Raw genomic sequence first — 23,755 nt, 5'->3', positions numbered from 1 at the left:
TTTAAAACAATTCTAAACTTGTTTTACTTTGCCAAATAATTTTTTAATAGAAGATAAACTATCATATGAAGGTTTTCAAGTTTGGTGGCGCAAGTTTAGAAAGTGTTGAACGTATCCGCCAGGTGGCGCAAATAGTACAGTCATTCCCGGATGAAAAACTCCTCATTGTTATTTCTGCCATGGCAAAAACAACCAATGAGCTGGAAAAAGTGGCGGAAAACTTTTTCCAGCGGAAAAGGGAAATTGCCGCACAATTGCTGTTTAATATTGAGCAACATCATCTGAATGTGGCCGAAGCGCTGCTGGGTACCCGGGAGCATCCGCTGTTCACACAACTGCAGCAGTTCTTTACCGAAGCAGAATGGACCCTGGGAGAAAAGCCATTGCGTACCTACGATTACTACTACGATCAACTCGTGAGCGTGGGTGAGCTGCTGAGTACCGCCATTGTGAGTGCCTTTTTTAATAGCATTGGTCTTACCAACATCTGGTTAGATGTAAGGGATATTTTCCGGACAGACGACAACTTCCGGGATGCCAACATTGACTGGACCTATACCCAACGGCAGGTAACAGAAAAAGTGCTGCCGCTTTTCGGGAATACCAACATAGTGATTACACAGGGCTTTATAGGCGCTACCGATCAAAATGAAAGCGTTACCCTGGGCCGCGAGGGCAGCGACTATTCCGCAGCTGTTTTTGCCAATATGCTGGATGCTGAAAGCCAAACCATCTGGAAAGATGTGGAAGGCCTGAAAAATGCAGATCCAAAGCAGTTCCCTAATACCGTCAATATACCAGAGATCAGTTATGGAGAAGTGATTGAAATGGCTTACTATGGTGCCCAGGTGATCCACCCTAAAACCATTAAACCGCTGCAAAACAAACAGATACCATTGCTGGTAAAATGCTTCCTGGATAAAAACCTGCCAGGTACCGTGATCAGGGAAACAGCGGATGTAAAACAACTGCCTCCCATTATTGTGCTGAAAAAGAACCAGGTTTTGCTGAATATCACCTCCAAAGACTACTCTTTTATTACAGAAGATAAGATTAGCGATATCTATGAGATCTTCCACGGGCTGAAGGTGAAAATAAACCTGATGCAGAACGGGGCCATTAACTTTTCCTGCTGCATAGATAATAACCCGGAAAAGATAGAACTGCTGATCAAAACCCTGCATCAGCAATTCAAAATCGTGTATAATGAGGGGCTGGAGCTGCTGACCGTACGTTATTACCAGCCCAGCTTACTGGAAGAACTCAGTAACGGGCATACTGTTCTTTTGGAGCAGCGTTCGCCAGCCACCATACAACGTCTCTGGAAAAAATAAACTTATCCCGTAAAATTATTCCGTCCTTTCGTGCAACTTTTTTTTTACCTGTTCGTCTTTAGTTAAAATGAATGAGGTATGAAAAAAGTTGCTATCGTTTTAGGCCTGGGTACTTTCCTGATGCTCATGGTAGTACTCGGGGGAAAACTGGCAGCCCATGGCCCACATACGGCTAACCGACCGTATGAACTGCCTATATATCTGATTACGCTCGGAAATTTCCGGGAAACACCCGCTGCACCTGCCAGTACTGCCTGCATAGTGAATGACACAGAGAAAATGCCGCTGGAAACAGCAAATAATATGATAGACCTGGTATTCAGATACTTTCAGCATAGTTACCCGAAGAAATAGAACGTAAGCCCCCTACTTATTTACTGGTTTAGCTTTTGAGAAAACATATAACGGAAACGATAGTATGAAAACAATCATCGTAGCCCTGGGAATGCTGTTTTGCTGCGCCTATTCGGCTATTGCACAACAATCTAACGCAACAGGAAAAATTACCCTTACCGTAACAGATAATGCGGGCAAGCCCCTCCCCTTCACCAGCGTCATGCTGCGGAAGGCAAAAGACTCCGCCCTTGTAAAAGGAGAAATGACCGCCGAAAACGGCACCTGCGCATTCGACAAAATTGCCGCCGGGCATTACTTTGTACAGGCCTCTCAAATGGGGTATACCACCTCCTACAGTACTGCCTTTCAGATAGATGCCACCCATAAAACGATCAACCTGGCTAATATGGCATTACCCCCGCTGGGTAAAAACCTGCAGGCCATCAACGTAACAGCCCAGAAGCCTTACATAGAAAGCTCCGCAGGCAAGACCGTGATGAATATTGAAAATAGCATGGCTGCCTCCGGTAACACCGCCCTGGATTTATTGCGCAGAGCACCCGGTGTACAGGTAGATAACAACGAAAACGTAACCCTGAAGGGACAAAGTGTTACCGTAATGATCGATGGTAAACTGACGTATTTAAGCGGTGAACAGTTAACCAATCTCCTGAAAACTACTCCCGGGGAAAGTATTGCTTCCATAGAAATCCTTACCAGCCCTTCTGCCAAATACGATGCCTCCGGTAACGGCGGTATCATCAATATCAAAACTAAAAAAGGGAAAATGACCGGGATAAACGGTAATATCAGCGCCACCCTTACCCAATCAAGATATGGCCGCTACGGCTTATCCGGCAATATTAACTGGAGAACAGAGAAATTCAACATCTTCGGCAACTTCGACCAGGGCGACTATCCCCGGCAGGTAACCCGCGATTATAAGCGTTCCGTAACGGGAAACGACGGCAGCACTACTTTTATGCAACAGGATGTATTTCAGCGTAACCGCTTCAAAAATAACTACCTCAAACTCGGGATGGATTACTTCATCAATGAGAAGCACACTATTGGCGTGCTGGCCAATGGCTTTAAAAATGCATTCAACAACCAGATTTATAGCCAGACTCACCTGGGCAGGCCTAATCTGCCGCCGGATTCTGTGTTGAATTCACTTACGGTAAACCAGAATAAATTCGACAACATTGCAGTTAATCTTAATTACAAAGGCATTATTGACACCGCCGGCGGCCGTGAAATCAGCTTTGATGCCGACTACGCCCAATTCAATAACCACCGCCGGATGCAGTTGAACGACAGTGTATTTGACAGCCACACGAAATTAAACAGAAATCCGAATAGCATTCAAACATTGGGAAATACCCAGGTAATCATTAAAAGTTTAAAGGCCGACCTCAGCTGGCCTGTCAATAAAGACATCAAACTGGAAGCAGGAGCTAAAACCAGCTTTGTCACTACCACCAACGCACTGGAATTTGACTCCTTGTATAAAGGAATCTTCGTTCCTGCACCTTCCAGAAGCGATCGGTTTAACTACCAGGAAAATGTATACGCAGCCTATGCCAACTATAAACAACAAATACATAAAACAGTAGTGCAGCTGGGTTTAAGAGTAGAAAATACCCAGTCTACCGGGCATTCGTTTTCGGTAGATAAGTATGTAAAACGTTCATATACCGACTACTTCCCTAACCTCAACATAGAACAAAAAATAAATGATAAAAATAAGATCAGCCTGGCAATGTCACGCAGAATTGAGCGGCCGCAATATGGGCAATTAAATCCCTTTATGTTCTATCTCGACAAATACACCTATTTCCAGGGAAACCCTTACTTAAAGCCGCAATACAGTAACATCGCTGAATTATCCTATACATTTAAAGATAAGTATATTGCTACCCTGCGATACTCACGGATTAAGGATATGATGGAGGAGTTTATTACGCAAAACGACAGTACAAAGGCATCCATCAGTACAGAACGTAACTACGATAAAACAGATATCTATAGCCTGCTACTCACACTGCCGGTACAAGTAACCAAATGGTGGACCAGTGATAACAGTGTAGATCTTTCCTATAACCAATATAAGTTTGAAGATCCTGCTACCAATGCGCCTTACTTCCGTTATAATTTTAACTACTATATCAGCAGCACCAATACCATCACGCTGCCACATGATATAAAAGTAGAAGTAATGGGATATTACAACTCTCCGTTTGTATTCGGTATTTTCAGAGGCTACAGCCAGTACAACCTGAACCTGGGCGTACAGAAGATGTTCCTGAATAAAAACGCTACCGTCAAAGTAAGCTACAATAACATCCTTCGTAATGAAGCCTATCGTGGTGCAGCAGAATTCGCCAACCTCAACATGAGTATCTTCAATACCTGGCAGTTCAGAACGGTGAATCTTACCTTCAGTTATAAATTTGGCAGTGCGAGTATTAAAGCTGCCAGAGAAAGGAAAACAGGTACTACGGACGAGCAAAACAGAGCGGGATGATTTCTTAGCAGAAAGCATAAAGCATAAAGCTATTGAGGCGATTGATCAGAGCGGATATTTAATCCTACGCTTCGATCAATCGCCTCAATAGCTTTATGCTTTTTGCTTTTTGCTTTTTGCTTTCTGCTTTACCTATGTGTTCCTGTAATATAATGTTCCAGGCTATTAATGATATGGCGCTGATCATCTATAATAAACTTCACCACATCACCAATGGATATCAGGCCTATTAACCGGCTCTGTGCATCTACAACAGGCAGGTGACGAATTCTTTTATCTGTCATGAGTGCCATACAGTCTTCAATAGAATCTTCTTCCGTTACTGTAATAGGGTGTTCCGTCATGATTTCGCGGATCAGTGTTTCTTTGGAGGCTCGTCCCTTTAGTATGACTCTGCGGGCGTAATCCCTTTCTGAAAAGATACCGAGGAACTGCTCCTGACTATCAACTACCGTAAGTGCGCCTACGTTATGATCTACTAACATTTCAAGCGCTTCAAAAACGGTGTTGTCCGGGTTTATTGAGTATACTGCATGACCCTTTACCTGCAGGATATTACGTACTTTTCCCATGGCAAGCCTTTTAAGACAGTAAATAAATGAAAAACCAGTCTTTCTAAGTTACCAATTTTCGCTGTTAAAAGCAAGACAGGGGAAAAAAAGCTGAAAGTATAAGGCACAAAGCAAAAAGCTATTGAGGCGATTGATCAGAGCGGATATTTAATCCTACGCTTCGATCAATCGCCTCAATAGCTTTTTGCTTTGTGCCTTATGCTTTCAGCTTTACAGCGTTGCTGCTCCGGACACCGGTGCTGCCGTTTCCTGGTGCAAATCGAATACAACGATTTCATTGGCACCTTTCTTCAGCCATGGAGCTGGACAGTACAGTCTTTGCTGTGGTCCTATTTCCCAGAAACGGCCCAGATTATGACCATTTACCCATACAATGCCTTTTTTATAGGCAGACATATCAATATAAGTATCCCCCGTTTTTTCGACATTAAAAGTACCTTTAAAGAACTGTCCCGGCTTAGTGGTATTAACAGCAGAAGCACTCAGGCCTTCTACAAATTTTTCTGTCATTGGTAAACCGTATACTTCCCAGTTCATCAGGGTCATACCGTTGAGGACTACACGATCCGTAATCCCTTTGCGATCGATGATAGCATCTGCGAAATTAATACGGCCCATACCTTCCACCAGGATTTCCAGCACCGGGTTTTGCACATCGGTTACCGGAATATCAATGGTTTTTTCTCCCAAACGACGATCCAGTTTACCTACATATTTTCCATTGATAAATATAGTAGCATAATCGTGCAAATCCTTAATGGTCAATTTACCGCTCTTATGCCCGATCAGTGTGGTTTTGTACAACATAAAGCCATAGTCCTGTCCGAAAGCTTCAAAGGGCTTGGGCTGCGGTGTATTTGTAGCTGTTGGCAAATGATCCCATACGGAAGTAAATGCACTAAGCTGGAATTCAGGAATGGTAATAGTAGGAATGGGTGCCGGGATAGCCGGTAATTTTTTACCCTTCGGGAGATAGGTACCTAAGAGTTGACGCAATGCCTGGTACTTCGGCGTAGCGGCTCCTTGTTCGTTAATAGGTGCATCATAATCGTAGCTGGTTACATCGGGTTCATAACCGCCTTTACCGCCGGAATTGGCGCCGGCAGTATAACCAAAATTGGTTCCACCATGAATCACGTACAAGTTAAAAGAGCGTTTTGTATCCATGAGGAATTTCACTTCTTTGGAAATTCCTTCTATGCCCGGACGTTGCCACTGCTCGCCCCAATGGGTTAACCAACCGGGATACGATTCACTGCTGAAGGCGGGAACGTTCGGGTTTTGCTTTTTAGCTGCAGCAAAATCTGCTTCGGAACCACCGGAATCCAGTCCTATGGCGGCTCCTTCTACCCCACCAGCTTCCAGCATATAAGCGGTGGCACCATCTGCTGTGTAAAACGGTACATTGATACCGTTCTTCACCCACATTTCTTTCAAGGTATTCAGATAATCTTTATCGTTACCATAACTACCGTATTCATTTTCTATCTGCACCATTACTACTGGTCCGCCATTCGTCACCAGTAAAGGCCTTATTTCTTCCGACAAACGGTCTACGTATGTACGGACTGCTGCAATATAGCGTGGATCCATACAACGTACCTTGATGTCCGGTGTTTGCAACAGGTAAGGTGGCAGTCCGCCGAACTCCCATTCAGCGCATACATAAGGACCCGGGCGAAGCAATACCCACATTCCTTCTTCCTGTGCTATTTTGATAAATTCCGCAATATTGTGATTGCCGCTGCTAAAATCAAACTGCCCTTTCACCGGCTCATGGTAATTCCAGAAAACATAAGCTGCAATTGTATTACAGCCCATCGCTTTCGCCATCTGGATACGGTGACGCCAGTATTCATGGGGAATACGTGCCGGGTGCATTTCACCACTAATCACCTGGAATGGCTTACCATCCAGCATAAAATCAGTTTTACTCAAGGCAAAGGAATGTTTGCTTTGTGCTTGTACAGCCTGTCCCATCCAGCAAGACAGCGCCAGCATACCGCTTAAAATTACTTTCTTCATTGTTCAAATAATATGTTGCAGATAAGCGTACAAAATACGCGAAAAATAGCAGAAAGCAAAAAGCTGAAAGCAAAAAGCTATTAAAGCGGTTGATTGGAGCGAATAATAATATCCGCAATGATCAACCGCTTTAATAGCTTTTTGCTTTTTGCTTTCGGCTTTAAGCTTTCAGCTTTCAGCTCTCTGCTTCTAAATATTCCCTTTCTTTAGTTCATTAACGGCATGATCACATGCCCTGGCGGTAAGCGCCATATAGGTGATAGAAGGATTCACGCAGGAAGAGGAAGTCATGCAGGCGCCATCAGATACAAATACATTCTTTGCCGCGTGTACCTGGTTAAAACCATTCAGCACGGATGTTTTAGGATCCTTACCCATACGGGCAGTTCCCATTTCGTGAATGCAGTGTCCCGGAGGTGGTGCGCCATCGTAACCGCCCACATTTTTCAATCCTGCAGCTTCCAGCATTTCAATGGCACTTGCTTTCATGTCTTTACGCATGGCCATTTCATTCTCCTTAAACTCGCAGTCGATGTCTAATGTTGGCAATCCATACTTATCTTTCTTCTCTTTGTTCATGGTCACCTTATTTTCAAAATAAGGCAGATGTTCGCCCCATGAGCCAATTCCCATACTCCATTTACCAGGTTCAGTTTGCGCAGCTTTCAGTTGTACACCGATACCATCCCCGCTGGTACCCCTGCCACGACCTGCACCACCCTGGTAGCCAAATCCACGTACATAATCGGTGCGCATCGTTTGTGCGTTGGTGTTACGGAAACGTGGAATATAGATGCCATTAGGGCGGCGACCACTGCTGTAGTATTGATCTTCGAAACCTTCAAATTCGCCACCGGCGCCTACGCCGTAGTGATGATCCATCAGGTTATGTCCCAATTGTCCGCTATCATTTCCAAAGCCATTCGGAAAACGGTCAGATACAGAATTCATCATAATCCAGGCGGTACCCAGTGTAGAGGCATTCAGGAAGATGATATTTGCATAATACTCTACGGTTTGTAAGGTGTGGGAATCCATCACTCTTACACCAGTGGCTTTGCTTTTATCTTTGTCGTATAATACCTCCAATACGATAGAATCCGGGCGCAGCGTCATATTGCCGGTAGCGGCAGCAGCTGGCAACGTTACGCCGTTGCTGCTGAAGTAGCCGGTAAACGGACAACCACGGGCGCAAAGACTACGGTATTGGCAAGGACCACGACCATTCAATCCCTTGGTCAGGTGTGCAGCACGACCAATGGTGATGATACGGTCGTTATACTTTTCCTTTACTCTTGCTGCCACATGTTTTTCCAGGCAATTCATTTCCATGGGTGGCAGGAAAACGCCGTCGGGCAATTGTGGTAACCCTTCTGCCTGTCCACTTACGCCGATATATCTTTCTACATATTCATACCAGGGCGCAATGTCTTTATAACGAATAGGCCAGTCAACACCGTGACCGTCTTTTGCGTTGGCTTCAAAATCGAGGTCACTCCAGCGGTATACCTGGCGGCCCCACATCAGCGAACGTCCACCTACATGATAGCCACGCAACCAGTTGAAAGGCTTTACTTCATTGTAAGGATTCTCTTTATCGTTTACCCAGAACTGTTGGGTAGCTTCATCGAAAGCATAGCAGCGGCTCTGGATAGGATGGTTTTCGCGCATCTCGCTGGTAGTATTGAGATGGTGGGCGAATTCCCAGGGCGCTTTCAACGCGGTAGTATAATCTTTGATATGCTCTACATTGCGGCCTCTTTCCAGCACCAGGGTTTTCAATCCTTTTCCGCTCAGCTCTTTCGCCGCCCATCCGCCACTGATACCGGATCCTACCACAATAGCATCGTAGGTATTTTCTTTCTGCGCCTTTATATTCAGGTTCATGTTACAAGGGTGTTATAAGTGTTTAGCGGCCAGGGCATGACTTTTTACTCAAAAAGCCATCTCCTGACCGCTAAGTACTATCATGTTAAATATTTCCTTTCTTTAATTCTTTTACAGCGTAATCCACTGCACGGGCTGTCATAGCCATATACGTGAGGGAAGGATTTACGCAGGAAGCGGAAGTCATGAAAGAACCATCGGTTACGAATACGTTTTTCACTGCGTGCATCTGGTTGAAGCCGTTGAGCACAGAGGTTTTCGGATCACGTCCCATACGTGCGGTACCCATTTCATGGATCGCCATACCAGGATAAGAGCCGTTGTCGTATGTTTTTACGTTTTTCAATCCGGCTGCTTCCAGCATTTCTGCGGCATCATTCATCATGTCTACGCGCATTTTCTTTTCGTTCTCTTTGAATTCTGCATCGAACTTCAATACCGGTTGGCCCCAGGCATCTTTCACGGAGTTGTCCAGCGTTACCTGGTTGGCTTCATAAGGTAAGCATTCACCGAAACCGCCCATACCAACGCTCCATTGACCTGGCTCGGTGAGCATTTCCTTGAAGTCTTTTCCTACACCCATTTCGGCAATACCACGGCTCCATCCTGATCGGCTGGCACCACCCTGGTAGCCAAATCCGCGGATATAATCGCGTTTGTCGCTGCCAATGTTGCGGTAACGTGGTACATAGATACCGTTTGCACGGCGACCGAAATAATATTTGTCATCGTATCCCTCCGCGGTGCCGGAGGCGCCGGTGCGGAAGTGGTGATCCATCAGGTATTTACCGAGTACGCCGCTATCATTTCCCAGTCCGTTCGGGAAGCGGGAAGAGATAGAATTCATCATCACAAAAGTAGAACCCAGTGTAGATCCATTGATGAAGATGATTTTAGCGTAGTATTCCACCATTTGTTTGGTGTGTTTGTCGATTACTTTTACGCCGGTAGCTTTGCCGGCTTTCTCATCGTAGATCACGGAGTTTACGATGGAATCCGGGCGCAGCGTGAGGTTGCCGGTAGCTCTGGCAGCAGGCAGTGTAGACGATTGGGTACTGAAGTAGGCACCAAACGGACATCCGCGGCTGCAAAGGTTGCGATACTGGCATTTTTCACGACCTGGTAATGGCTGTGTGATGTTAGCCACACGGCCCATGGTGATGATACGGCCTTTGAATTTATCTTCTACTGATTTCTTGAGGTCCTTCTCTACACAGTTCATTTCCATGGCGGGCATAAACTGGCCATCAGGGAGCTGTGGCAGGCCTTCGCGGGTACCACTGATACCGGCAAATTTCTCTACATAGTCGTACCAGGGAGCGATGTCCTTGTAGCGGATAGGCCAGTCAACAGCAATACCATCTTTCAGGTTGGCTTCAAAATCGATATCGCTGAGGCGGTACGACTGACGTCCCCACATAATGGATTTACCACCCACGATGTCCGGACGATACCAGTCGAAACGTTTTACTTCGTTGTATGGACTTTCTGAATCGTTGATCCAGAATTTCTCGTTGTGTTCAGAATAAGGGTAGTCGCGGCTCAGCTTGGGATGTGTTTCGCGCTGATCTACCGTGATACGGCCGCGGTGTTTGAATTGCCATGGATCTTTGGTGGCCGTATCATAGTCTTTCACGTGCTCCAGCGGTTTACCACGATCGAGCATTAATACTTTAAGTCCTTTTTCGGTCAGCTCTTTTGCTGCCCATCCTCCACTCACACCTGAGCCAATCACAATGGCATCATAGGTGTGCTCTTCCTGTGCTTTTATATTCAGGTTCATGTAAGATCAGATTTAAGCTTAAAAAAGAGGTGTTATACCGCCCAGGCTTTTTCTCCTTTGGTGTAAGGAATGCAGCCTTCGTATTTCCCTGGAATAGGTACATAGCGCAGGGCTTTGGTAGCGCCTGGCTCTGAGGTGAAATAGCCCAGGAGGGTTAATTCTTTCAGGTACTGGAAGTAATGGGTAGGATCTCCTTCTTTTTTGTCTTTACGCTTGTTATAGTTCACGCGTTCTTCCTCAATCGCCGTGAGCAGTTTGGTACGTTGCTCAGGGGTGATTTCCATGAAACTTTTGTTGAATTCTTTTTTGCTGGCGGCGTCAATTTTCGACAGGCCGTCCAGGAATACCTTTTGGTCTTCTTTTTTATAGCAGTCATTCATCATTACAATGATGAATTCCTCTACTTTGGCGTCTTTAGCGCCGGGCGTATCGGTTCGGGGGATGATGGTGTCCGCGATTTCCGCCAGTAACGTTTTGGTTTCCGGCTTTTGCAAATCATAGTTTTTCGGTGCGGAGCCTGTGCAGCTTTCTAAAGCTGATAACGTGGAAGCGGAAATGGCGGTGCCTAACAAAATCGCCACATTCCTTATTGCGTCTCTTCTGTGCATACTGGTAAATTGATTTGACCTCCGAACAAGTTGGAAAAAATATTGCTAAAAACCAAATTAATATGGGTAAAAGGCAGGAATAATGGTGTAAAAGTTACACTAAGGGGGCTTTTAATACCGGAACTACCTGATTTTTAAGGCTTTCCGGGTGTGTTTGCTTTAAAAAAAGTTTGGGAGATAAAAACCGCTTTAGCGTTTCTTATCTCCCAAAATATTTTCCATTTTTCAAAAATTTCTTATCTGCTTACATCACGTATTTCCCTTTATCATCTACCAGTACTACCGGCAGGCGGTGATGTTTTTCAAAGTAATCGTAGGCACCTCTGAGTTCAGTCCAGAATTGTTTGGAGGAACCATCTGTCAGTGTAAATGTACCCAGGTAATTCATGGATCCTGCGTTGCCAAATTTCACGGGGAAAACGTGTACCGGAATAAAGTCCTGTCCGGCATTTTTGGCGTTTACGGCGAGGATGTATACTTCGTCAATGAACTCATCTGTTAACGGGATACAACCTACGGTGATACAGTTACCATGAATATAAATTTCGCCACCTGGATTTTTGGCGTCACTCAGAATGCGATCTGAAAAATTGGGATAGTTGATACCAAGCGACAGGTGGTAGTTGCTGTTAGGATTAAAGTCGTTGATATAGTAGAATCCTTCTGGTACCTGGCGGTCGCCTTCCTTGCGTTTAGGGCCCATTTTTCCGGACAGTGTACAAACACGGTACGATTTAAACAGGCGGAACGTATCAGAGGCGTTATTTTTCACCCAGATCTCCATTTCACTGTCGAGCTTGAAGGAGCGGATAAACATATACTTTGCAGGATAAGTCAACCCTTTCTTTTCGAACTCTTTCTTCAGCAACTCTTCCTTCTCACGGTATGCCTCCCCTACTTTGGGAAACATTTTCTGGTTTTCGAGGAAGGATTGCTGGGCAAACAGGTTGCCTGCACCTAATAAAACCAAAACGATTACAACAAGTCGCTTCATATACTAATTCAACAAATTTTAATATTTAAACCAGGTTTACGTAGGCAAGATAAAACAATAAGAGGGCAAAAATAAAATATATTACCATACTCACTCTCTTGCTGGCAATCTTCAATATATAGTGCTTGTGCCCCTGATAGATCAATATAGCCGTAAAAGCCTGGAAAATCCCACCTAACAAAAACAATACACCGAACAGCGTTTGTATCCTCATAAAAAACGGAACAGTTATTTTTATATTGTAAAGTTAAGTGATTATTGCTTTACTGTAGTTTAATCCATTCCAGTTTTACTACAGCCGCGTCCATACCGGAAGTGTAGGTACCACGTACCGGGTATTTCGCACCGTTATAGGCATACGAATAAGTGCTGGTAACTACGCGGGAAGAGTTGGTGCTGCTGATATTTTCTGTGAGGATATTATGTGCAGATAAATTAGCTGCGCTGAGGTCCATCAGGTAGCCCAGCTCAGGCTGTAACTGCTGAGGATTCTGCTGTTTATCATACGTGTAGCTCACTGCTGAGGTATGTACAAATTTAGAGTAGCCTGGCTGTTTAGCAAAGTTATCCAATTGCGCTACGTTACCCTCGTTATCCCAGGTCAATTGCTGATAGCCGGTGTTTTCCCAGTTACCTTTCAGCGGATTTTTGCCAAACTGGTAGCGAACTGCCAGCTTCCCATTTTCATTGTATACGAGTGAATCGTAAGTATACACAACATTATTACGATAGTAGCTGATTTTAGCTACTTTGTCGCCGGCATAGTCAAACGACGTGTAAAGGTCACCGGTAGTGGCATTTTCTTCGTCTGCGAACAGGCTTTTTACCAGGCGGCCTTTTTCATATACCGGAAGCTGTACATCGGTGTAAGTAGCGTTTTCCGTTTTACGGAACTGTGTAATTTTCTGAATGGTTTTATCGGCATTATATTCCAGCACGGTTTGACCGGCAGGAGAAGATATTTTATGCAGATAAGTACCTGGTTGATTGCTCCTGTCGGAGCGGAATGATGAGAAAACGATTGTTGATGCCATTACCAATACGGCAAACCCGGCCCGTTGGGCAGCAGAAATGTTGAGCATAGATTACAAATGTTAGGTTACAAATACTAAATATTTACTTTGTGTAAAGAATACGCAAAACTATGGCGAACTGAAGAGAGATATGGTTATTAAGTTGTTAACAACAAACAACTTAAAGCAAACTGACTCTTACATGTACGGTTTTCATATGGTTATTAATTACACATTAAAAATAATAAATATTTATTAAAACAAAAGAAAAAAGTTAGTTCTGCTTATTATTTTTCAAATGTATCGGCCAGAACAGATGAATTCGCTAACACAAACTGCACATTTTTATATATAACAACTAATTCAAATTAGTTTCTATTAACATTTTACTGCAGTGTTTATTAATAAATTGTAAAGAAGATAAATGTAGTTTAACCTTTGTTTCAGAAGTAATAAATAATTGATTATCAATATCAAAAAATAAGGAGGGTGTCTCAAATATAATTTTGAAACACCCTCCTGCAGGTAAATTGTTGTAAACTTCATCAGCCGGGGCCGATGGACGCTCCCTTACAGGAGCACTAAAGCGAGCATAGATAAATTATAAGTTACCGCGCAATGCCTGTTCTCTTTCTATAGATTCAAACAAGGCTTTGAAGTTCCCTTTACCAAAAGACTGTGCCCCTTTGCGCTGAATAATTTCGAAAAATACAGTAGGTCTGTCCTGCAATGGTTTGGTGAAAATCTGCAACAGGTATCCCTCATCATCCCTGTCTACCAGGATTCCCAGTTCCTGCAGTGGTGCAATCGCTTCATCTATTTTACCCACACGATCCAACAGCGTTTCATAGTATTCTCCCGGCACTTTCAGGAACTCTACTCCCCTGCTTTGCAGTTCAGATACCGTTTTCACAATATCATTGGTAGCAATGGCGACATGTTGTACACCGGGGCCGCCGTAAAAATCCAGGTACTCTTCTATCTGTGATTTCTTTTTGCCTTCTGCAGGTTCATTAATCGGAAACTTCACACGTCCGTTACCGTTACTCATCACTTTACTCATAAGCGCAGAATATTCGGTAGAGATATCCTTATCATCAAACGAGAGCAGGTTTCTGAAGCCCATTACACGCTCATAAAACGCTACCCAGGTATTCATTTCATTCCAACCCACGTTACCTACGCAGTGGTCTACGTATAATAACCCGGTATCAGTTGGCTGATACGCCGTTTTCCATTCTTTGAAACCTGGCAGGAATAAGCCTTTATAGTTTTTGCGTTCTACGAATACGTGAACAGTATCACCGTAAGTGTGAATGCCACTGCGTACTACTTCTCCAAACTCATCTTTCTCTACGGTTGGCTCCATATAAGGAGTAGCACCGCGTTTTACAGTTTCCTCGTAAGCAGCACGGGCATCGTCTACCCATAATGCCAATACTTTTACACCGTCACCATGCTTTGCCACGTGACGGGAAATTTCTGTATCGGGAAGCAGCGAAGTAGTGAGTACAAAGCGCAATTTATTTTGTACCAGTACATAGGATACTCTGTCTCTCACACCCGTTTCAGGGCCTGCATAGGCGACTGACTGAAAGCCGAAAGCTGTTTTGTAGTAAAGGGCGGCCTGTTTGGCGTTGCCTACATAAAACTCAACATAATCTGTTCCGTTGAGTGGTAAAAAATCCTGCTGACCGGTTAAGTTGTCTGCATTCATTAATGCTGTTTCCATAACATTCAATTGTTTTGGTGTTTATAAGGTGGTTGGTTGCCGTTCAAATTAATCTGTTACTCTGCCCAGCTCACTACATAGCTGCCATCTTCGATGCCCAGCGCTTCTTCTGTGATTTGCAGGGGATGGAAGGTATCTACCATTACTGCCAGTTCTTTTGTTTCCTTTGCGCCAATGCTTTTCTCCACAGCGCCCGGGTGCGGGCCATGCGGAATACCCGCCGGATGGAGGGTGATCATACCGCGTACCACGTGCTTACGGCTCATAAAGTCGCCATCCACATAATATAATACCTCATCGCTGTCGATATTACTATGGTTATAAGGCGCCGGAATGGACTGCGGATGGTAATCAAATAAACGGGGACAGAAAGAACACACTACGAAGTTGTTGCCTTCAAATGTCTGATGCACCGGAGGTGGCTGATGCACGCGGCCGGTGATAGGTTCGAAGTCGTGAATGGAAAAGGCGAATGGATATTCGCATCCATCCCATCCTACCACATCAAACGGATGATGTTTGTAGTGGATCGGATATATCACGCCTTTCTTTTTGATACGAATCAGGAAGTCGCCCGCTTCATCGATGGTTTCCAGGTTTTGCGGCTGCCGGATATCCCGCTCACAATACGGGGAATGCTCCAGCAGTTGTCCGTATTTGCTCAGGTACCTTTTTGGGTAACGGATAGGGCTAAACGATTCTACAATAAACAGGCGGTTATCTGCGCTGTTGAAAGAGATCTGGTAAATAGTACCACGTGGTATTACGAGGTAATCGCCATAGCCAAATTCAAGTTGTCCGTATTGTGTTTTCAGTACGCCGCTGCCTTCATGTACAAAGATCATTTCATCTGCGTCTGCATTTTTATAGAAGTAGCCTTCCATGCTTTTGCGGGGAGAGGCTAGTACAATATGCAGGTCGCTGTTGACCAGTACTGCTTTGCGACTTTGCAGAAAATCGTCTTCCGGTTTGATGTTGAAGCCCATAAAACTGCGGTGTTTCAGCATTTTTTCTTCCGCTACCTTAGGGGCTACGGAATAAGGCTCATCTACTTTCACAATTTCCGTAGGGGGATGACAGTGATATAATAAGCTGGAGTGAGACGAGAATCCTTCCGTGGAAAACAACTGTTCCGAATACAGCTGGCCATCCGGTTTGCGAAACTGGGTATGGCGTTTATGCGGTATTTGTCCGAGTTTATGATAATGTGGCATAACAGGTAAATTGAAAAAGAATTGTTTTGGTGTACAATTAAAATTTGGTGTACAATTAAAATTGAATGGGTGTATGATTCCTGTTGGTGTATGATCGAAATTATATGTCCACGCGCAACCCGTAAAGGCAGTAAAAAAATATCAGATACACATGCACCCGGATAGCCAAAACTATCAATACAAAGTTACGGTATATAAATACGAAGAATGGCCGGTAGCGGCCGTTGGAAGAGGTTATGCCAAAGTCGAATCCATGGCGAGTGTGGCCATGAGAAAGTAGTAGTTAAGCTGACTGTTACTTGTATACAAGTGGCAATTGTTTAGGCAACTAAGTTAAGGATATAATTCTATATTATCCAAAATAGTGTTTCAAATAGTATTCACTAAAAACTACCTGCAAGGCTGACAATTCCTTCCGTCGTTTCCTGCAGAAAGCATCTTTATTGTCACACAAAAGTCATACAACTATAATTTTCAGTTCATATTGAAATAACAAAAACATATACAAACACTAACTTTATTACACTAAACTCAATAAACAACACTAAAACAGGTACAAAAACAAATAAAAAAGCAATTTTTTAAAATATTTCTAAAAATATCCACTGCACTTTTATTTACCGGTGTAATTGTAGACTTTTGTTACACAATCGTCATATTTCAAATAGTGATACCGTTTTATACATATCAATTCTCTGTTACTCCTGCCACTCAGCAGGACACGGACACTATTATGGCAACAACGTCCACAACAATTATTACAACCCCACTGCGGGGTTAATTTTCACATATGATCCAACGACCACGAAGGTGGTACTTCACCGGGAGGACCCGGAGTTTATCTACGTATAAATTTTCCATATGCAAGTATTAAAATTTGGCGGCACTTCAGTTGGAAGCGCCAAAGCAATAGAACAGGTTTGCCACATCCTCAAAAAATATAAACCGGCCGGACAATATGCCATCATCGTATCTGCATTAGGCGGAGTAACGGACAAGCTTATACGCTGCGGACAACTCGCAGAACAGGGCAAGGAAGATTACAAAAACATATTACAGGAAATTGAAGCCAGGCACCTGGATACGATCCGTGAACTGTTCCCTATTACTGCACAAAGCAGCCAGATCAGCCAACTGAAGAAAAAACTGAATGCCCTCGAAAACCTCTGTGATGGCATCTTCCAGGTAGCAGAACTCAGTCCCCGTACCCTGGATAAAATCATGAGCTACGGTGAACTGATGTCCTGTACCATTGTAGCGGAAAAATTAAAACAACAGGGGCTCTCCGCCACCTGCAAAGACAGCCGGGAACTTATTGTCACCGATCATCACTTCGGTCACGCCGCCGTTAACTTTGTTGCCACCAATCATAATATTACCCAGTACTTCGCACAATCCACCGTTGATTATGTAGTGCTGCCAGGCTTCGTAGCCGCTACCGCCGAAGGGGAGACCACTACCCTGGGCCGCGGCGGATCCGACTATACCGCTGCTATCATCGCCGCCGCTGTAAACGCAGATGTACTTGACATCTGGACAGATGTAAGCGGTATGATGACTGCCGATCCCCGTATTGTATCCCAGGCCATTCCTATTTCACATATCTCTTACGTGGAAGCAATGGAACTGTCGCACTTCGGCGCCAAAGTTATTTATCCTCCTACCATACAACCGGTGATGAGTAAACGTATTCCCATCTGGATCAAAAACACTTTTGCTCCAGAAGATCACGGCACCCTCATACAAGACAGTGCTGACCGCAGCTTCCCTGTTACCGGCATCTCCGGCATCCAGCACATTGCCTTGCTGACCCTTGAAGGAAGCGGCATGGTGGGCATTCCCGGCTTCTCGAAACGACTGTTTGAATCCCTCTTACGGGAACGGATCAACGTAATCCTGATTACCCAGAGCTCTTCTGAACACTCTATTACCGTAGGGATTCATGAAGCGGATATGCTCAAAGCCAAAACTACGGTGGACAGTGAATTTGGCCAGGAAATCCTGGAAAAACGCATTGAGCCCCTGCATGTGGAAAAAGACCTCTGCATTGTAGCAGTAGTAGGTGATAAAATGAAGAACCATCACGGCACCAGCGGCAAACTCTTTGGCACCCTGGGTCGCAACGGGATTAACGTGCGCGCCATTGCACAAGGCTCTACCGAGAAAAATATCTCTGCTGTGATCAATAAGGCCGACATCAAGAAAGCCCTGAACGTGATGCACGAAACCTTCTTTGAAACCCCGCTGAAACAGGTAAACCTCTTCATCGCCGGTGTAGGCAATGTAGGCAGCAAGCTGCTGGAACAACTGCAGCAACAGCAGCATTACCTGCGTGATGAACTGGGCTTACAGGTGCGCGTTATTGGTCTCGCTAACAGCAAACATACACTGATAGCCGACAGCGGTATTGCACTAGAAAGCTGGCGTCCCCAACTGGAAGGCAGCAGCCACATGAGCACTGCCGACTTTGTGCAGCAAATAAAAGCATTGAACCTGCGTAACAGCGTATTTGTAGACAATACTGCCAGTGGGGATATCGCTGCCGTATACCACGAGTTCCTGCAACATGGTATTTCCGTGGTTACCTGCAATAAAATTGCCTGCTCTTCCGACTATGTGTATTATAAACAACTGAAAGACCTGGCCCGGAAATACAATGCCTCCTTCCTTTTTGAAACCAACGTAGGCGCAGGGTTACCGGTGATCAACACGCTCAATGACCTGATCAGAAGTGGCGACAAAGTACATCGTATCGAAGCCGTGTTATCCGGCAGCCTGAACTTTGTATTCAATCATTTTGTGAATGGCGCCAGCTTCCGCGAAGTAGTAAAAGCCGCACAGGACGAAGGATACACTGAACCGGATCCACGTATAGACCTGAGTGGTAAAGATGTAATGAGAAAAATACTCATCCTGGCAAGGGAAAGCGGCGCCGCCATTGAAATGGATGAAATCACCAACCACTCCTTTCTCCCCGCTGCCTGCCTGGATGCGCCTTCCGTACCCGACTTCTACGAAGAACTGGATGTACATGCCGGCCATTTCCAGGGCCTTCGGGAAAAAGCCGCTGCCGAAGGCAAACGCCTGAAATTTGTGGCCAGCTATGTAGATGGCAAAGCATCGGTAGGATTGCAAAGTGTAGCACCGGATCACCCGTTTTTTCAATTGGAAGGAAAAGATAATATCGTGTTGTATACTACCAGTCGCTATAAAGACCAGCCACTGATTGTAAAAGGCGCCGGTGCTGGTGCAGACGTTACTGCATCCGGCATTTTTGCAGATATTATCCGCAGCGCCAGGTAATGAACTTTTCATTAATCCTTACCAAAGCCTTGCAAACGTAGGAATCAATTATTAAATTAAACTAACTAAACCTTTATATGGATAGTATAAAAGTATTTGCGCCGGGAACTGTAGCGAACGTGGCTTGTGGTTTTGATGTAATCGGGCTGGCGCTGGATGCGCCGGGAGATGAGATGATCCTTCGCAGGGTGTCTGAACCGGGCATCCGTATTACCGCCATCCATGGTGCAGATCTGCCGCTGGAACCGTCCCGTAACGTAGCAGGCGTAGCGATACAGGCCTTATTGCAGAAATATGATCAACCGGATATCGGGATTGAAGTAGAGATTTTTAAGAAGATACATCCCGGCAGCGGCATTGGCTCCAGCGCCGCCAGCAGCGCGGGCGCTGTGGTAGGCGTGAACCACCTGTTGGGCGAACCTTTTACCAGGAAACAACTGGTGCGATTTGCCATGGAAGGAGAAAGGCTGGCCTGTGGCTCCGCACATGCCGACAACGTAGCACCGGCCATTCTCGGTGGATTTACACTGGTGAGGAGTTACCGTCCGCTGGATATCACCACGCTGCATACACCCGAACACTTATGGGTAACCGTTATACATCCGCAAATAGAAGTAAAAACCTCGGATGCCCGTGAAATTTTGAAGCAGAAAGTACTGATGACTGATGCCATCCGGCAGTGGGGTAATGTGGGTGCACTGGTAGCAGGTTTGTACCAGGACGACTACGAACTGATCAGCCGCTCCCTGGAAGACGTGATTGTAGAACCAGTACGCGCCATTCTCATTCCGGCCTTTCATGAACTGAAACTGAAATGCAAAGAAGCCGGTGCACTCGGCGGCGGTATTTCAGGTTCCGGCCCTTCTGTATTTATGTTGAGCAAAGGAGAAGAAAATGCCCGCAAAGTAGCGGCTACTATGGATAGCGTTTACGCACCACTGGGAGTAGATTATAAAATCTATGTGTCCCAAATCAACACCGCCGGTGTTAAAGTGATTGACTAACAAAAATTATCGTATTATCCATGCAGTATTTCAGCTTACAAAACAAGCAGCACCAGGTAAATTTCGAAACAGCAGTAGTACAGGGATTGGCGCCAGACAGAGGGTTATATTTTCCGGAACAGATTCCTACGTTAGACCCACACTTCCTTACTCACCTGCACGAATATACGGATCATGAAATCGGCTTACAGGTTATCCGCCCATTTGTAGGTGACGAAATACCCGAAGCAGCTTTAAAAAAGATTGTGGCCGACACCCTGCACTTTCCTTTCCCTGTGCAGAAAGTTACCGGTCATACCTTTGCCCTTGAATTATTTCATGGCCCTACCCTCGCCTTCAAAGATGTAGGCGCACGCTTTATGGCAGGTTGCCTGGGCTATTTCCGCCGCAACAGCAGTCAACCCGTTACCGTGCTGGTAGCCACTTCCGGCGATACCGGCGGAGCCGTGGCCAGCGGGTTCTATGACGTTCCTGGCGTAGAAGTGGTGATACTTTACCCTTCCAAAAAGGTGAGTACCCTGCAGGAAAAACAGTTGACCACACTAGGAAAAAACATCCATGCACTGGAAATACAGGGCACTTTCGACGATTGTCAGCAGTTGGTGAAAACGGCATTCCTGGATAAAGAGCTGCAGGATCATCGTTCGCTGACCAGTGCCAACTCCATTAATGTGGCCCGTTGGCTGCCACAGATGTTCTATTATTTCCTGGCTTATAAACAGATGAAAGCCGCTCATCCTAAACTGGTATTTGCTGTGCCCAGCGGTAACTTTGGTAATATTTGCGCCGGCATGATGGCGGCGGCTATGGGCTTACCTGTGGCTCATTTTGTGGCAGCCACCAATATCAATGATACCGTTCCCCGCTTCATGGCCAGTGGGAAATATGAGCCGGGTAAAGCCTCACCCACACTGTCCAATGCCATGGATGTGGCTGATCCCAGCAACTTTGTGCGGATACTGGAATTATTCGGCAATAGTTTGCCTGCCCTTGCGGAAAAGCTGACGGCCTATAGCTTTAATGATAAAGATACCGCCCGTACCATGGAGCAGGTATGGAAAGAAAATCATTATATGCTGGATCCGCATGGGGCCGTAGGTTTCATGGGCCTGCAACGTTACCTGGAACAAGCCCCTGCCTTCACCGGTGTGTTCCTGGAAACCGCACACCCGGTGAAATTTGAAGACACTGCGCCGAAGTCGATCCGCGAAGAAATATATACACCGGCCAAGGTGATGTCTTTATACAGCAAAGAAAAAGAAGCTACTTTACTACCCGCAGACTACACCACATTCAAAAAGTGGTTAATGCGATAAGGATTCTGTAGTTTTGGCGCTCGTATGAAGTATTTATCTATCCTCCTGTTATTAGCGGGTGCCGTGGCCTGTAACAATGGCGGCACCCGGCAACCGGCTGCCACAGCCAATGCCGACTCAGTATTGCAAAGTGATATCATCCGTCCTGTTACGGACTCTATCCGGCAGTTTCCGGACAACCCGGAGTTGTATTACCGCCGTGCTTTACTGTTGTTTAATACCAATCCTGCATTAGCGCAAGCCGACTTTGAAAAAGCAGCCAAATTAACGCCTGCCAATACAGATTACTGGGCCGGCGCGGGTGAAGCCGCGTTGATGGTAAACGACTATAAAAAAGCCGCTGATTACTTCCGGCAGGCATTAACTACCGCCCCCGGCTATACGTACCTGCAATACCGGCTGGCAACAGTACTGATAGAAAATAAAGCATATGCTTCCGCAGATAGTATAGCCAACGTGCTGGCAGCTACCACGGAAGGACGCGACAAAGCCTTTTACTTAAAAGCCCGCATGGCGGAAGATAAGCAGGACACCGTTACCGCTATCCGCCACCTCACCTCTGCCATTCATGCCGCCGGTGCACAACCTGAATTTGAGGCGGTAATGGAGCTGGCCGACCTGTTGCGCAGCCGCAAGGCGCCTGCTGCATTAGGTTATTATACCCAGGCATGGCGTATGGATACTACCAATGCGTGGCCCTTATATGAAGCCGCACAGTTCCAGGAAGAACTGGGAGACCCGGCCAATGCACAGCTCTCCTACCGGAAATGCATTATAGCGGATCCTGGCTTTGAAAAAGCCTACCTGGCACTGGGAAAAATTTACAGTGATAAAAAAGCCTGGAAAGAGGCGTATACGTATTATAACCTGGCTGCGAAATCAGCCCCCACCGATGCCTGGGCTTATTATTACCGTGGCCAGGCCCAGGAACAATTAGGCAATAAGGCAATGGCAATTGATGATTATGCCAAGGCAACTTCATTTAAAAAAGATTTCAGGGAAGCGAAAGAAGCGTTGCAAAGACTGAAGCCTTAATTGCTTAAATTTACACGACTCAAAAATACAGCATTGGAAAAACATCCTGTTTTAGTGGCGCCATCTTTACTGGCAGCGAACTTCCTCGAGTTGGGAAAAGATATTGATATGGTAAACCGCAGTGAAGCCGACTGGTTTCACCTGGACGTAATGGATGGGAGATTTGTACCTAATATCAGTTACGGCCTGCCGGTGATTGCGCAGATAAAGAAGAGAGCGAACAAGCCCTGCGATGTACACCTGATGATTGAAGAGCCGGAAAAATATGCGGCAGATTTCAAAAAAGCCGGGGCGGATATCTTAACAGTGCACCTCGAAGCATGTATTCATCTTCACAGAAACATACAACAGATAAAAGGACTGGGCATGAAAGCCGGTGTTGCATTAAACCCGCATACCCCCATCAGCATGCTCGAAAATGTGATCCGCGATATTGACGTAGTACTGGTCATGAGTGTAAATCCCGGCTTTGGTGGCCAGACCTTCATCGAACAAACCTATCATAAAATTAAGCAGCTGAGAAAGCTCATATCAGACACCCATGCACATGCATTGATTGAAGTAGATGGAGGAATAGGAACCGAAAATGCAGGGCAGCTCATTCATGCAGGCGCTAATGTACTGGTAGCAGGTAGCGCGGTGTTTTCATCTGCTGATCCGGAGAAAACCATCCACACACTTAAGACAAGTGCGCAATAATTTCCTTGGATAGTGGCTTGGTGAGATAACCTGTAACAAAATCATATCCGCTTACCCGCTCACGGTCCTTTTCATCGATAGAAGAGGTGAGCACAAAGATCCGGATATTTTTGGGGAGCTGACCGCAAAACGCGGCATACTCTTCGAGGAACTCCCAGCCATCCATCACCGGCATGTTCAAATCCAGCAAAATAAGATCCGGCAACGCGGCAACATCCTGCGCGTTTTCGCGGAGATAGTCCAGCACATCCTGTGCGTCTGAAAACACGCGGATATTAGTGCTGATAGCCTGCCGTTCGATCATGATTTTAGCAATCTGCTGGTGAATCGGGTCATCATCAACAATAAAAATCGTATTGATCAACTTCATAAA

At 45.4% G+C, this 23,755-nt stretch carries 19 protein-coding genes; 9 read left to right on the top strand and 10 right to left on the bottom strand.

Going from position 1 to position 23,755, the window contains the following annotated elements:
• The first annotated feature begins 65 nt into the window (after nt 1-65).
• From J7623_RS15435 to J7623_RS15425, 3 genes are all read left to right on the top strand, one after another.
• Entirely contained in the window at nt 66-1,334 is a 1,269-nt protein-coding gene (locus J7623_RS15435) for an aspartate kinase (RefSeq protein ID WP_291921727.1), read from the top strand.
• Between the two features lie 78 nt (nt 1,335-1,412).
• Nucleotides 1,413-1,688 carry a hypothetical protein gene (locus tag J7623_RS15430; RefSeq protein WP_291921724.1) on the top strand — a complete coding sequence of 92 codons (276 nt, stop codon included), beginning with the start codon at nt 1,413-1,415 and terminating at the stop codon, nt 1,686-1,688.
• A 64-nt stretch (nt 1,689-1,752) separates the two neighbouring features.
• On the top strand, nt 1,753-4,197 hold the full coding sequence (locus J7623_RS15425; protein ID WP_291921722.1) for an outer membrane beta-barrel protein: 2,445 nt from the start codon (nt 1,753-1,755) through the stop codon (nt 4,195-4,197).
• A gap of 128 nt (nt 4,198-4,325) precedes the next feature.
• Here the strand turns inward: J7623_RS15425 and J7623_RS15420 are convergent, their stop codons facing one another.
• The 9 genes from J7623_RS15420 to J7623_RS15380 form a co-directional block, all read right to left on the bottom strand.
• Complete coding sequence (locus J7623_RS15420) at nt 4,326-4,769, bottom strand: CBS domain-containing protein (protein ID WP_291921718.1); 444 nt, start codon at nt 4,767-4,769, stop codon at nt 4,326-4,328.
• 210 nt (nt 4,770-4,979) lie between these two features.
• Nucleotides 4,980-6,794 (bottom strand): beta-galactosidase family protein, encoded by a 1,815-nt coding sequence (locus J7623_RS15415; protein ID WP_291921717.1) that lies wholly within the window; start codon nt 6,792-6,794, stop codon nt 4,980-4,982.
• 189 nt (nt 6,795-6,983) lie between these two features.
• Nucleotides 6,984-8,681 (bottom strand): GMC family oxidoreductase, encoded by a 1,698-nt coding sequence (locus J7623_RS15410; protein WP_291921714.1) that lies wholly within the window; start codon nt 8,679-8,681, stop codon nt 6,984-6,986.
• 85 nt (nt 8,682-8,766) lie between these two features.
• Nucleotides 8,767-10,464: a GMC family oxidoreductase gene (locus J7623_RS15405; protein WP_291921711.1), complete on the bottom strand. Its 1,698-nt coding sequence runs from the start codon at nt 10,462-10,464 to the stop codon at nt 8,767-8,769.
• A 32-nt stretch (nt 10,465-10,496) separates the two neighbouring features.
• Complete coding sequence (locus tag J7623_RS15400; RefSeq protein ID WP_291921708.1) at nt 10,497-11,072, bottom strand: gluconate 2-dehydrogenase subunit 3 family protein; 576 nt, start codon at nt 11,070-11,072, stop codon at nt 10,497-10,499.
• A gap of 244 nt (nt 11,073-11,316) precedes the next feature.
• The gene (locus J7623_RS15395) at nt 11,317-12,066 is read right to left on the bottom strand and encodes a L,D-transpeptidase family protein (RefSeq protein ID WP_291921706.1); all 750 of its coding nucleotides are present in this window, start codon (nt 12,064-12,066) and stop codon (nt 11,317-11,319) included.
• 263 nt (nt 12,067-12,329) lie between these two features.
• Nucleotides 12,330-13,148 (bottom strand): hypothetical protein, encoded by an 819-nt coding sequence (locus J7623_RS15390; RefSeq protein ID WP_291921704.1) that lies wholly within the window; start codon nt 13,146-13,148, stop codon nt 12,330-12,332.
• A gap of 532 nt (nt 13,149-13,680) precedes the next feature.
• On the bottom strand, nt 13,681-14,811 hold the full coding sequence (gene hppD / locus J7623_RS15385) for a 4-hydroxyphenylpyruvate dioxygenase (RefSeq protein ID WP_291921702.1): 1,131 nt from the start codon (nt 14,809-14,811) through the stop codon (nt 13,681-13,683).
• Nucleotides 14,812-14,867: 56 nt separating this feature from the next.
• Nucleotides 14,868-16,025 carry a homogentisate 1,2-dioxygenase gene (locus J7623_RS15380; RefSeq protein WP_291921699.1) on the bottom strand — a complete coding sequence of 386 codons (1,158 nt, stop codon included), beginning with the start codon at nt 16,023-16,025 and terminating at the stop codon, nt 14,868-14,870.
• A gap of 151 nt (nt 16,026-16,176) precedes the next feature.
• On the opposite strand from J7623_RS15380, the gene J7623_RS15375 reads away from it, so the two are divergent.
• From J7623_RS15375 to rpe, 6 genes are all read left to right on the top strand, one after another.
• Nucleotides 16,177-16,305: a hypothetical protein gene (locus J7623_RS15375; RefSeq protein ID WP_291921696.1), complete on the top strand. Its 129-nt coding sequence runs from the start codon at nt 16,177-16,179 to the stop codon at nt 16,303-16,305.
• Between the two features lie 581 nt (nt 16,306-16,886).
• On the top strand, nt 16,887-19,328 hold the full coding sequence (thrA, locus tag J7623_RS15370; protein WP_291921692.1) for a bifunctional aspartate kinase/homoserine dehydrogenase I: 2,442 nt from the start codon (nt 16,887-16,889) through the stop codon (nt 19,326-19,328).
• 77 nt (nt 19,329-19,405) lie between these two features.
• Nucleotides 19,406-20,332 carry a homoserine kinase gene (locus tag J7623_RS15365; protein ID WP_291921689.1) on the top strand — a complete coding sequence of 309 codons (927 nt, stop codon included), beginning with the start codon at nt 19,406-19,408 and terminating at the stop codon, nt 20,330-20,332.
• 20 nt (nt 20,333-20,352) lie between these two features.
• A complete protein-coding gene (thrC, locus tag J7623_RS15360) occupies nt 20,353-21,648 on the top strand; it encodes a threonine synthase (RefSeq protein ID WP_291921686.1) in 1,296 nt (431 codons plus the stop codon).
• A gap of 24 nt (nt 21,649-21,672) precedes the next feature.
• Entirely contained in the window at nt 21,673-22,683 is a 1,011-nt protein-coding gene (locus tag J7623_RS15355; protein WP_291921683.1) for a tetratricopeptide repeat protein, read from the top strand.
• A gap of 33 nt (nt 22,684-22,716) precedes the next feature.
• Entirely contained in the window at nt 22,717-23,382 is a 666-nt protein-coding gene (gene rpe / locus J7623_RS15350; RefSeq protein WP_291921680.1) for a ribulose-phosphate 3-epimerase, read from the top strand.
• Here the strand turns inward: rpe and J7623_RS15345 are convergent.
• On the bottom strand, nt 23,363-23,752 hold the full coding sequence (locus J7623_RS15345; RefSeq protein WP_291921677.1) for a response regulator: 390 nt from the start codon (nt 23,750-23,752) through the stop codon (nt 23,363-23,365). The genes rpe and J7623_RS15345 overlap by 20 nt on opposite strands.
• Nucleotides 23,753-23,755: the final 3 nt, after the last annotated feature.

It is taken from the genome of Chitinophaga sp., assembly GCF_017745275.1.
Taxonomy (GTDB): Bacteria; Bacteroidota; Bacteroidia; order Chitinophagales; family Chitinophagaceae; genus Chitinophaga.
Note: the sequence above shows the minus strand (reverse complement) of the source record. Positions and strands in the feature narration are given on the sequence as shown.